This window comes from Pseudomonadota bacterium (assembly GCA_030860485.1).
GTDB lineage: Bacteria > Pseudomonadota > Gammaproteobacteria > JACCXJ01 > JACCXJ01 > JACCXJ01.
Genome location: JALZID010000210.1, coordinates 1 through 12,334 on the forward strand (window position 1 = coordinate 1; position 12,334 = coordinate 12,334).

At 62.5% G+C, this 12,334-nt stretch carries 10 protein-coding genes; 4 read left to right on the forward strand and 6 right to left on the reverse strand.

Annotated elements, in window-relative coordinates:
- The 3 genes from M3461_12370 to M3461_12380 form a co-directional block, all read right to left on the reverse strand.
- A partial coding sequence (locus M3461_12370) for an IS110 family transposase (protein MDQ3775085.1) occupies window positions 1-829 on the reverse strand: 829 nt, incomplete at its 3' end.
- A 142-nt stretch (window positions 830-971) separates the two neighbouring features.
- Window positions 972-2,534 (reverse strand): fused MFS/spermidine synthase, encoded by a 1,563-nt coding sequence (locus tag M3461_12375; GenBank protein MDQ3775086.1) that lies wholly within the window; start codon window positions 2,532-2,534, stop codon window positions 972-974.
- Between the two features lie 118 nt (window positions 2,535-2,652).
- Window positions 2,653-3,183, reverse strand: a complete 531-nt coding sequence (locus tag M3461_12380) for a TlpA family protein disulfide reductase (GenBank protein MDQ3775087.1) — start codon at window positions 3,181-3,183, stop codon at window positions 2,653-2,655.
- A 447-nt stretch (window positions 3,184-3,630) separates the two neighbouring features.
- Between M3461_12380 and M3461_12385 the strand changes: the two genes are divergently transcribed.
- The 3 genes from M3461_12385 (at window position 3,631) to M3461_12395 (ending at window position 7,634) form a co-directional block, all read left to right on the forward strand.
- Entirely contained in the window at window positions 3,631-3,855 is a 225-nt protein-coding gene (locus M3461_12385; protein ID MDQ3775088.1) for a DUF4266 domain-containing protein, read from the forward strand.
- A gap of 89 nt (window positions 3,856-3,944) precedes the next feature.
- A complete protein-coding gene (locus M3461_12390; protein MDQ3775089.1) occupies window positions 3,945-6,617 on the forward strand; it encodes a DUF3570 domain-containing protein in 2,673 nt (890 codons plus the stop codon).
- An 18-nt stretch (window positions 6,618-6,635) separates the two neighbouring features.
- Window positions 6,636-7,634, forward strand: a complete 999-nt coding sequence (locus M3461_12395; GenBank protein ID MDQ3775090.1) for an FAD:protein FMN transferase — start codon at window positions 6,636-6,638, stop codon at window positions 7,632-7,634.
- A gap of 205 nt (window positions 7,635-7,839) precedes the next feature.
- On the opposite strand, the gene M3461_12400 is transcribed toward M3461_12395, so the two are convergent.
- Window positions 7,840-8,373, reverse strand: a complete 534-nt coding sequence (locus M3461_12400) for a hypothetical protein (protein ID MDQ3775091.1) — start codon at window positions 8,371-8,373, stop codon at window positions 7,840-7,842.
- 1,140 nt (window positions 8,374-9,513) lie between these two features.
- Between M3461_12400 and M3461_12405 the strand changes: the two genes are divergently transcribed.
- Entirely contained in the window at window positions 9,514-10,002 is a 489-nt protein-coding gene (locus M3461_12405; protein ID MDQ3775092.1) for a hypothetical protein, read from the forward strand.
- A gap of 564 nt (window positions 10,003-10,566) precedes the next feature.
- Here M3461_12405 and M3461_12410 read toward each other — a convergent pair.
- Window positions 10,567-10,878: a Csp1 family four helix bundle copper storage protein gene (locus M3461_12410; protein ID MDQ3775093.1), complete on the reverse strand. Its 312-nt coding sequence runs from the start codon at window positions 10,876-10,878 to the stop codon at window positions 10,567-10,569.
- A 180-nt stretch (window positions 10,879-11,058) separates the two neighbouring features.
- Entirely contained in the window at window positions 11,059-11,397 is a 339-nt protein-coding gene (locus tag M3461_12415; protein MDQ3775094.1) for a hypothetical protein, read from the reverse strand.
- Window positions 11,398-12,334: the final 937 nt, after the last annotated feature.

Consider the following 12,334-nt stretch of genomic DNA (forward strand, 5'->3'; position numbering starts at 1 on the left):
GGGTGCGCATATAGGTGTCGCCGCGCTTGCTGATGCCCATAAGCTTAGGCTTCCCGACGCTCGATTGATGGCAGAGTACCAGACCGCGCCACGCCGAGACCTGCCGCCCCGTCTCGAAGGCCTGACCATCGCCGAGCGAGGCCGCCATCGCCGTCGCCGTGATCGGCCCCACCCCCGGCACCTGGCCGATCTTTCGGCACACCGCGCTCATCTGGTTCAGCGTCTTGAGCTTGTCCCCGTACGCCGCGACGTGCTGGTCGAGCGCCAAGATCCGCCCGTGCAGATCGGCGAACAACGCCCGCACCAAGTCACTCAAGTCGTTCTCGGCGTCCTCCAAGATCTCTGGCAAGCGCTTGCGAAGCTGGGCCAAGCCCTTGCCGATGACGATCCCATACTCGCCCAACAAGCCACGCAGCCGATTGGCCTGGGCTGTCCGCTCCTTCACCAACCCACTGCGCACCCGGTGCAGGGCCAGGACATCTTGCTGCTCGGGGCTCTTCACCGGCACGAAGCGCATATTGGGACGGCCGACGGCTTCGCAGATCGCCTCAGCATCGTTGGCGTCGTTCTTGTTCCCCTTCACGTACGGCTTGACGAACTGTGGGCTGATCAGCCGTACCTCATGCCCCTGCTTCCCGAGCTCCCGCGCCCAGTAATGCGCCCCGGCGCAGGCCTCCATCCCGATGAGGCTAGGCGCCCGGTTCGCGAAAAACTCCAACACCTGCCGTCGCTTGAGCACCTTGCGTAGCACCACGTTACCCTTCGCATCCACCCCGTGGGCCTGAAAGACGTTCTTTGCAATGTCCAACCCGATTGTCGTACTCTTCATACCGGACTCCTCCTCTTCGTTGAAGTGGTCGTTTCATCCTCCACTCTGGCACATCACGATGCCGTTAGGGAGGGGAGGAGTCCATACCATTACCCTACCCTCCCCCGCTCCGCGCAGGGGAGGGGACCGGGCGGCGCTACCCTCAGCGAACCAACAGTTCGGTACCGACCCAGCCGACTAGGATACGCCTGTAATGTTCGGCTTTGCGGGTCTGCAGTTGCTCGAGCGGGTTGAAATCGTCCGTCAGGATCATGCCTTGGGCCTCGTCAAGCGAGATGCTCCGGTTCTTCAGCCACGTGGCTTGCCCGGCATCGAGGGTAGGGGAGCCGAGGTCGATGGGATTGTCGCTCGCAAGAAAGATGAAATCGTTGAAGTCCTTGCCGGGTTCGGAGACAAAGACCGAGTGATGGGGGAATACCTGCGCGATGGTGCGCGCGACGGACGCCAGGGCAGCGTTCCGACCGTCTTCAAAGAAAGCGACGAAATTGAGCGCGAGAATGCCCTGGTCCGATAGGAGTCCGCGTAACTGAGACAAGGTCTCTACGGTCAATAGGTGCGCGGGCTCCGATCCCCCCGTGAAACAATCATGGATGATCAAGTCGTACGGGCCCGTGAGGCGTCGGATCTCGTAACGGGCGTCCCCGACTATGGCTTTGCCAATCGGGGTGAAGCCAAAAAAGGCGGACGCGGCGTCCGCGACGGCTGGATCGATCTCCAACACGTCGGTCACGATCCCGTTACGATCACGCAGCGTCGTGGCCATATGGCCTGCGCCCTGGCCAATGAGCAAAGCGCGTTTCATGTCCGGCGCCAGGGCCGGGATCAGCTGGACTATTTCCTGGTAGGCGAGCCGGTTCTCGCCACTCGATATGCTGGCAGCGCCGATCGTCGACGCATCCGACATGAGGCGACGGAGATCGGCTATCTTTTGATCGATCACCCGCACCCAGCCGTACAGGCTTTCCCGCTCGGAGCGGATCTGAAAAGTGTCCCCCCCACCGGTGTAAGCACGCCCCGCGCCGACGGCTCGGGGCAGCAAGGCGATCCCGATCGCGGCCAACAGCACGCACGGCAGCACGGCGGCGCTTCGTCCCAAGCGCGTTTGCTCATAGATCGCCACGGCCACGGCCAGCGCCAAGAGAGCCACCCCCAGACCGATGAGGATCTCGCGTGAGCCCAGCACGGGAAATAGGAAGAAACCCAAAACCAGGGTGCCAACCACGCTTCCAAGCGTGCTGACGGCATAGATCGACCCGGCGCTGGTGCCGACACCCTCCAACCGTGAGGTCGCGAGCTTGATGGCATAGGGCCCAACCATTCCTAACAGGGTCAGACTGGGCGAGAACAACACCAGTGCGCTTACAAAGGCCCCCGCGCGCAGCCCCAGGGCGTCGGTCACCAGCAAGACGGGCCGGGTTATCCACGGGATCAAGAGTGTAAACAGGGCGGCGAGTGAAATTACGAGTGAAAGCCCGGTGCGTTTCGCCCGGTCGGCCCACCGGCCGCCGGCAAAATAGCCGATGGCAAGCGCGATCAACGCCACGGAGATCAGGGACGACCAGACATAGAGGCTCACGCCGTAGAACGGGGCGATGATGCGCGTGCCCAAAAGCTCGATCACCATCACCGCGCCTCCGGTCAGGAACACGGTCAGATAAAGTCCGGTACGCTCCACCGCACGAAGCGGTTTGGGGATCCCGTTCATGACTGATTGAACAGGCGAAACGATGTCCGAAAGAAGACCGTACGGCGCGCGTGTATGGGCGTTCCCCGCCGCCTTCACCAAAGACCGGACGCCGCCGGTCTAGTGCGGCAGGTCGGCGTTAATGTTTTTTTGTGCTTGGGCCCGCCGGGGCTTCCGCCAAGAGCTGTTCCACCAGCCCACGGAGGTTCTCGGCCTCTCCACGCCGAAAGCCCAGGTGCACGTGACGAATGACGCCTTTGCGGTCGACCAGGTAAGACGATGGCATGCCTTGGACGCCGAAGTCCTGCGGACACCGTCCACCCGCGTCATAAGCCACCGTGAAGCTCGCCGGGTGCTTCGCGAGAAAGTTCTTTGCGTCTTCTCGTCTTTCATCCAAGTTGATACCTAGTATTTGTAGGCCTTTATCCCGAAACTGCTCTTCCAGATCGTTCAAGAAGACGAAGGACTGCGCACAGGGAGAACACCAGGAGGCCCAGAAATCGACGTACACGACCTTGCCGCGGAATCGATGCAGATCGAAGGATTGCTCATTCCCGGCCGGCGCCAACGAGCAGTTGGGCGCCTCCTGACCCGCGTCGAAACCGTTGGCGTTCCCATGACACACCAACGCCAGCGCACAAAAAAAGGCAGTCGAGAGATGTTGTTTCATCTTGTCCCCGGTTACAGCCTGACCACGCCCTTAGCCCGATCTCCTTGCTGCTCGTTTCATATCACCGAGCGCCCCTCCACCGAGACGACGGCGGAGCGCTTTCTCCGTTGAGGATCCCCGAAGTAACCTGTTGATTTCCGGCCATCGAATGCCCTTTACCCGAAGCACGTTTCACCGCCACCGGAGGAGTCTATTTCACGCTGCGGCACGCGTCAATGCGACAAATTGTCGCACCCCCCTAGATCCGTGCGGAACGGGGTGCGACAATTTGTCGCATTTACAGGGCTGGAGGCATCCTGATAGGATATAGTAGAGCGTCGCGAGGGCGTGACGAAGAAACGTGCCCGGTCGCTGCGGAGGGTTGCTCGGAATCAGCAGATCGATTAGGACGCTGCCGTCGATCGGCGAGGGCCCCGCGGGCCTCGGCGGGTTCGACGAGGGACTGCGATGAAGAAAACGAAACGGGCATTGACGGCCCTAGTGCTCGGGCTGGGCGTTTGGCTTTCGGGCTGCGCGCCGGTGGCGCCGTGGGAGCGCGGCCGTCTCGCCAAGCCACACATGGCCTTGGAGCCCAACCCGGCGCTACGTGCCTTGCGCGCGCACACCTATATGAGCCGCGAGGCGGCGTTGGCCGGCGGGACCGCAGCGGGTGCTGGTTGCGGCTGCTACTAGCTAGGCCTGATGCACAAGGGCCTTAGAGCGAACACCGTCGCCGGACGGCGGGCAGGGACGCCCTGTACCCAAGGCTCCTGAACGTGGTCGTGCGGCGTCTCGCCGCCCTCGGGCGAGGGCTTCGCGGCGTCTGCCGGTTTTTCGCGGGGCGCCTTGCGCCGTGGCGCTGCGGGCAGCCCCTGAGCTCGGGGCCGCAACCGGCGATACAGACCAATGTTTCCTCACGGGCGCTGACGGCCGCCGCCCTGGCTTTGCCGGGGCTCGTGCCATCGCCCACTCCTGCTGCCGAGGGCGACGAGCTCGGCTTTCAGTACGGCCGCTACCAGGAGGGCCAACGCGACCTCTTCGGCGTAGAGAGCAAATTCGATCCCCTCTTGGTGGACAGCCTCCACGGTAGCGCGAGCCTCACGCTCTTCGACCGGTTGAAGTTCTTCGCCAACTACGTGCAGGACACCTGGTCCGGGGCCACGCCGATCGCCACCGTGCCGCAGGCATTCGTTAGCAGTGGCCCGAGCTGTTCGGGGGGGAATTGTCCGACATCCCCCGATGGGGTTTCGGGAGCTACGCCGTTCATCAATGGTGACCTGTTCTTCGATTCTCAGCTCAACCCGATTGCTTTAGACGAGCTCGGCCAGCCGGCCGGTACGAACACACAGTTGGTGCATACGCTTTCTTCCGCCTCGCCCGAGACCCGCAAGCAGGGGGATTTCAGGCTCAGCTACGAATGGAACGAGGCGGCGCTCGACATGGGCGGCGGCCTTTCCTCAGAAAGAGACTATGAATCACGCTGGGGCAGCCTGGGGGGCCGCTGGGACCTCAACCAGAAACGCACCACCTTGAACCTGGGATTGAGCTACACCCGGAGCGACACCGAGGCCATCCTCGATCACGATGCCCTTCCCTACATCGATACCTCGGCATATACGGACCAGATCGACATTAGGTCGTTACCCAACACCGCGGCCAAAGCTGCTACATTGGAAGGCGAGCGACAGGATTGGGCTACAGTTTTCGGTCTGACGCAGGTCCTGACCAAGGACGCGCTCCTCGAGACCAATGTCGGTTATACCCGGAGCACCGGGTTTCTGGAAAATCCCTATAAGGTGGTAGAGGTCGCCTTCATCGATCCCGAGCAACAGCTCCTAGCGCCTCCAGGCGGATTCGTCGGGACGGTTGATGCCTTACTCGAGGAGCGGCCGGATACGCGCAACCAATGGACCTGGGACGCGCGCTATGTGCAATATGTCGAACCCTTCGATGCGTCGTTACATCTCGGCTACCGCTTCTTTTCCGATGATTGGGGGATCGACGCCCACACGTTCGAGTCGAGCTGGGGCCAACCCCTGGGCCGGGGTTGGAGCGTGACCCCCTGGGTGCGCTATTTCTCGCAAGACGCCGCAGATTTCTACCAGCCTTTCCTCATCTCCAGGCAAGCGCCCACCAGGACGGTGTGTGACGACGAAGGAAGTATTTGCCGCGACGTCCCCTTCGACCCCGAGAAGCTTCCCGACGACTTCTCGAGCGACCACCGTCTTTCGGGCTTTGGCGCCTTGAGCGGTGGGCTGATCGTGAGCAAGGAATTCGCGACGGGTGTTCGTCTCGAGGCGGGCTTCGAGTACTACACCCATGAGGGCGGGCTCAAGCTCGGCGACGACGGTGAGGGCGATTACGCCGACTTCAGCTACTACCAGGTCAATGCCGCGCTGAATGTCGCCCTCGACGCCGTGTGGTCCGCCGCCGACAGCGGCCATCGTGACCATGAGTCCGCCGCGCACGGCCACGCCCACGGTGACGCGCCGGCCGGGGTCATGTTCGACCACATGCTGCCCAGGGCCGGTGACTTCATGGTCGGCTACCGCTATATGTACCACCGCCAGGACGGTGATATCCTGCGTGGCTCGGACGCCGTGGGCGATGCCGTCATCGCCGGCGACGCCTGTGGCGACCTCCCCTGCAAAGTGAGGCCGGTCGAGCACACCATGCGCATGCACATGCTCGATCTCATGTACGCGCCGACCGACTGGCTGAACCTGATGCTCATGCCCCAGTTCATCGACATGGAGATGCATCAGGAGGCGCTCGACGGTGCTCCCCCGCTCGACAGCACGGAGTTCCACCATGTGATCCACACCGAAGCCACGGGTGGCGTCGGCGATACGTCCATGTTTGCCCTGTTCAAGCTGTTCGATATCCCCGGACATCACATGCACCTGGGTCTCGGGGTGAGCGCCCCGACCGGCTCCGTCGACGAGAAGCTCAGGCCCACCCATGGGATCGATCAGGGCTTCATCCACTACGCGATGCAACTCGGCAGCGGCACCTGGGACTTCCTGCCGAGCCTCACTTACACGGGACAGGCGACGCGCTGGTCCTGGGGCGGGCAATTGCGCGGGATCCATCGCCTCGAGAACGAAAACGAATCCGGCTATGCATTGGGCGATCAGTTCCAGGCCACCGCCTGGGGGAGCGTCGGCCTGACCGACTGGCTGTCCGCCTCGGTGCGCGGCGCCTACACGACGCAAGGGGAGATCGAGGGCGAGTTCAACGACGTACATTCGCAACTGAGCCCGGTGGACTTCCCGCAGAACTACGGCGGGCGGTTCTGGGATGTCGGCTTCGGGCTCAGCGCCGAGATACCGATCGCGGGGCTCAAGGACAACCGTTTGAGCGTCGAATGGTTAGAACCCGTGGACGACGACTTCAACGGCTACCAGCTCGAACGTGACGGCTCGTTGTTCGCGAGCTTCAAGCTGAAGTTCTGAAAGGCACGCCGGAGACCCATGGTGGGAACGAAGCTCCGTGGCCTGGAGGCTTTCCGAACCACGTTCAAGGCGATGGGCTCTCCGTGTGAGATCCGGCTCTTCGCCAAAGGCCAAGCGGACGCCGATCGGATAGCGGCCATCGCGATCGCTGAGATCGGCCGTTTGGAAGCGCGTTACTCGCGCTATCGCAGCGAGAGTTTTCTATCCGAGATCAATCGCGTGGCCGGCCGTGGGGAAAGCCTCTCTGTAGACGACGAGACCGCCGGCCTGCTCGATTACGCCGCGACCTGTTATCGCGAGAGCGCAGGGCTCTTCGACATCACCTCCGGCATATTGCGCCGCGCGTGGCGTTTCGATCGCGGCATGCTGCCGGACCCGGCACGGCTCCAAAACCTACTCGGCCAAGTCGGCTGGGACCGAGTCCGCTGGGCGCCGCCGCTGCTCCAGTTTCCGACGCCCGGTATGGAGATCGACTTCGGCGGCGTCGTCAAGGAATACGCCGTCGATCGGGCGGCGACCTTTTGCTGGAACGCCGGCGCCCGATCGGGCTATGTCAACCTAGGCGGGGACATCAAGATCATCGGGCCGCGACTGGATGGCAGCCCATGGCGGATCGGAATTCGCCATCCCCGCCGTCCCGGGGCCCTCATCCGGACGGTCTCGCTACACCGCGGGGGGCTTGCCAGCAGCGGCGACTACGAGCGCTGTATCGTGTTGGACGGCGTGCGTTACGGCCACATCCTCAATCCCAAAACCGGCTGGCCGGCGCGCCACTTGGCGTCGGTGAGCGTCGCCGGAGACCTGTGTCTCATCGCGGGCAGCGCCGCGACGATCGCCATGCTCAAGGAGGCTGCCGGCCCGACCTGGCTGGCGGGCATGGGCCTGCCCCATTTCTGGGTGGACGTGTACGGGGAGACCGGCGGCTCGCTCGGGGCGTCGGCTAAAAGCGAGGGATCCGACGCGTTGCAGAGCCGCGCGCGAGATGCGCCGGCCTTTGCGGTGCTCGACGAGCCCTGAGGGCCTTTGTAAAGAATCTACCCAAAGATATTTGGAATTGGAAGGGAAAGGGCTAGGATGGGGGTTGAGTCTGTCAAAACGTTGCGAAGCTCAACCCCCACCCTCGCCCTCTTCGCGATCGATCGAAGGTCCGGGGGCCGAAATCCTGCCCTGCCCGAGCTCCGACCGCTCTCCCCTGCGGCTTCGAAACTATTCTGCCAGGCCATCAAAACGGCGGGGGCCGCCTGGTGAATCTCCGATATGGGAGGTACGTATCGATGTCCGCGCCACTCGGCATGACCGCGACGTCGAAGCGTTGGTCCGCGGGGCAATTGTCGTCGGTGGCGTTGGGGTTCATCACCGTCAGCGTAGTCCAGAACGTCGGTTGGATCAGATCCGGGTCCGTGAAGCTCTGAGTCCCGGTCTCGGCCGTGAACCACCAGTCGGCCCGATTGTTGTTCCGGTCCGAGGCTTCGTTCTGGTCCTCTTCACACCAGTTCGCGACCGCGATACGGATCCGGAGGTTCGCTACACAGTTGTTCACGATGGGCGGCACGCTCACGCGGAACCGCGCGTATCCGACCAGGTCGGGATTCAAGCTACCGTCCCTCCAATTGAGCGCACGCACCGGATCGGTACCCTCCTCGTGTTGGGTGTCGAAGAGGGATCGGTCCTGAACCCCGCCTACGGCCAGGTTCAGGGTTCCATCGCCTCCGATGACCGTGACGGGGTCTATGGGCGCATTCGTCGCCGGGTTCACCCATACGGCCTGGCTTGGGGGCCCGAACGGAAAGACGGCGCTCTGTCCTAACACCGGTAAGGGATCAGGGCCCCCCTCGGCGCCGGAGCAGCCATGCGTTATGACGAAGGCGTTATTTGAGGTAGTCGCCGAGGTTGCCGACGATCTGGCTTGATCTTGGACACCGGTATGGGCGAGCGCGCCCTCCGAAACCCCGTACAGTAAACTGATGACGGAGCACGTCATCAGTCGGCTTACCATTTTTGGACTTGGCATACTCTCCTCCGAAATGTGGGTCTTGTTAGAAGCAGAACGGTTCCGACGCCTTGAACGCGCACCTCATGCAACGTCTGGCCGGGTTCGCTTCGTGCGAAGCGCACCCGTGGGCTCCGGCTCAAACCAAGCCTCCACTCGAATTAGGCGGTACGGTACTACGGGTATCCTCTGCTCAATGAGGGAGATTATGTAGCGTGCACAGCCTTGTCAATGCGACAAATTGTCGCACCCTGCACACGACTTGCGGCCACAAGGCGAACCAAACGAGGGATCCCCATAGCGACACCCCGTGCCCGGGTGCTAGCAATGCCACCGCGAACAGTAGGGGGGTGCGACAATTTGTCGCATGTACGGGCGAAGCCAAGTGGTGTAGTCTCCTAGTAGACTATTACGCCCTTTCCAAAAGGTTGCGAGCCTTGGCGGATGCGGCCAGTCAGGTGGGTATCGAGTGACGGAAAGAGCCTGAATAACCGTTCTTACCGCGAGGGTTAGGCGCGCGGTTCCGCTTGCGTCCGGGAGGAGGCGGACCGGGAGGGGGGCATGCTCCTCGAACAAGCCTTGGCCGACAGCGACGAGACGGTACGAACGGCAGCGGCCGTGAAAATCCGCGAGATTGAACATCAATCGAAGGAAGAGCGTCGACGGCTCGCCGACGCGCGGCAGCACTAACACCGGATTTGCCGTGGCGCGCGTGGCCGGGCGTCTTGTGCCCGCCATCGCGGCCGAGTAAACGCCGCCGGCTGGGGCCCGCTCGAACACCACCCGGTTTGAACCGTCGATGTGGAAGGAGGAAGTAATTATTATGCATCTAGGTTTCGAGAAGGCCGTTACCAGGCTGTCACCGCTCGTTGCGATCGGTCACGCTGGTTTCGCGCCGGCGCATCGGTGATCGAGGTGATCGGATCGCTCGGTAGGAGGAACGCGTCCTATAAAAGCATCGCCATGGCCTTGTCGTTCCTGCTTTCGGTCGGCCAGGTTGGGGTCGTCCTGGGGCATTCCGCGGGAGGCTTTCTGGGTAAGAAAAAGAGAGCGACGGATGTCTACTCCGTAACCTGCTCGAACGAGGAAGGCGGCGATACCGCGACGTTCCGCCTCGCGGCCCGAGTGCGGGATGAGCTCCCCCGCCGGAACCCTAAGGTCAGCGTGACGATAGCGAAGGGTGGGACCGCGGTTCGCGTGACGGACAAGAAGGACGGAGACCGGCGTTACAGCCCTTGGGCCTACGTGGACGGAGGCAACGGCGTCTATCGGGTCATAGTCACGAAATCGGGGAGGGGTCCCGAGCGTTTCACGGTCGAGTTCCATTGCCAAGGCCCGAGCTCTTCCGGGTTCGTCCATACGAGTACGGGCGTGGTAACTACTCAGAACCAATGAAGATTCTTTCGGCAGTAGCAGTGTCTTTGCTCACACTCCCATCAAGGACTCATCGGTCAACGAAGGGAGTCGGGTCTTCAAAGCGTTTTCCATTCCGCATGGCTGCGAAAACGCAGCGGGCGACCATCTGCCGGTGATCGCTCAGAGTGCGGCGTTCCCCAAAGGTAGCTCGGTCATCGCGTTTCGCACCGACACCAATGAACCCGTGGATCTCTCGACCATCGGTGGGGTTCTGGCCGCAAATATCTGTCAACCGGAAAAGCCCGCTCGATCCCCCCTTGCGGGGGGGGGGTGGGTTTCGACCGTTGCTGCCGAGCCGACGGATGCGGACATCGATGGCCTCCTGCCGATTAGGAAGTCTTGGCCCACGCCCTAGGATCGGATCGCCTGGTACGAAACGCGTGAAGAGGGAGAAAAGCGGGCCGCGCCCAAGGCGCGGCCCCAATGGGCAGTGGTATCCCGCGAGTGATCCTCCGCGGCCGGCTGATACCGGCTACGGTGGTCGCGGAATAGACCGCCAGTGCAGCGCCTTACGGATCGTGACTCCGTAGGGGGCTGCACCGTTCAGGCGGCCTTCTTGACCTCGCGGACCAAGGCCTGGCAGGCATCGGCACACTTGCGGCAAGCGTCGTGCTTCGAGGCGTGCTTGCGGCATTCCTTCTCGCAGTCGCTGCAGACCGCAGCGCAGGCCTCCGCAAAAGCCTTGGTGTGTGTCGAATTACTGGCACCGAGCTGCGCCAGCGCATTGCAGCCCGCGATCGTCTGCTGTACCGCGACTCCGCAGGCGATCAGGGAGCTGTCTCCGGCCTGGAAGCTGTTCAAGCAGTGGCTAAGACACTCGTGCCCTGCGCCCATACAGGTGGTTGCGGCTTGCATAACGCCGCCATAGGCCCAGGAATGGGTGTGGCCGGGCTCCTTCTCGGGTGCCGCAAAGGCACGTCGCTGCCGACCAAGAGGGTAGCCGCACCGGCTGCTGCGGCACCGGTGAGAAAGGCCCTGCGCGGGTGTTCCGTCTCGTGACGGGGAACGGAATTAACATCTGACATGGTGGCTCTCCTATCGATTGACTAGACAGTAAGGGGAGGGCACGCGCCCGCCAATTTGACGCTCGTGCATGGGTCCTGCGGCGCTTTCTGTGGTCGGGGTGCCGGTGGAGAGCCAACTCACCTGGACGACACCCTTCCGGTTGGGACTATAGCACCGGCCCATCTCGGAGAGCATGAGCAGGTTCGAGCCCTCGGCCGCCATGCCCAGGCCATGATCCAGCATACTCATGTGCAGATGGTGCAGCGACATAGCCCCTTCCGCAGCACCCTTCGGCAGGGGCGCTTGCGCGCTTACTACACCCCCCGCCATGGTCGCCCAGGTGAGACCCAGGGCTACCGTGATTCTCATTGTCGCATTCATATTGTTCTGCCTCAAAAATACGTGAATGATTCGTACGCCCGCGCTTAAGCACCCAAGCGTGACCGATTATAGGCGCAAACATCGTATCTCGGGCATGCGACAAATTGTCGCACCCGGCCTAGTAGTTAGCCCGACTTAGCCGATTCGGGTTAGTCAAGTTGAAACGCGCGAATACAAGCGAGCGAGTGCCGGGCGTCATCGCATCGCGGCCCGCCCCACCGCTCAAAAGAACCCCCGCGGTTACGGGGGGAATGCTGCTGGAAGTGGCCCATAACGCAACGGCAGGCCAACCAACCTATCGAATCCGTCAGGCACTCGGTCGTCCGGAGGGTACATTCGCGCTCACCTCGAAGCGCTCCGTTTGGGTCCGAGCCCGCTCCCCTGCACTATTCAGACATCGAGATCGATCCCGGTGGCTCCACCTCGCCGTCGCCGACGATCCACTCGACATCATTACGGCATCGTCGGCCGTACGGCGGGTGGCGTCCACAGACTGCGTCAGCACCGGGACCTGCCCCGGCCGGTGATCCATCGTACTGTAAACCGCCCAAAGCCTGGTCATCGGTGTTTCTCCTCTCGAGTGCTATCGTGTCCCGCCGAGACGCAGGGAAGGTTGCGGGGTTGTAAAAGCGCGAGCGGGCTGGTCAACGCCAATACGCCCTCAGCGGACCACGGTGACGCGCCCCGTCGCTTGGCGCCCGCTTGGATGAGCTGGGCTGGGCCCGGTTGCGCAAGTCGGTATTCGATATCGACATCGCGCAGTGTCCGCAGTGCGACGGTACTTTGACGATCATCGCCGCCATCGAAGATGGGTGAAGATCTTTTATAACGACGATGGATCAATAGGTTAGAGTGGAAAAAGCTTGGAAGAGAGGGCGCTCCGTGGTATGTATGGGTTTCGGAAGGTCATACGTCCCACAAAGGA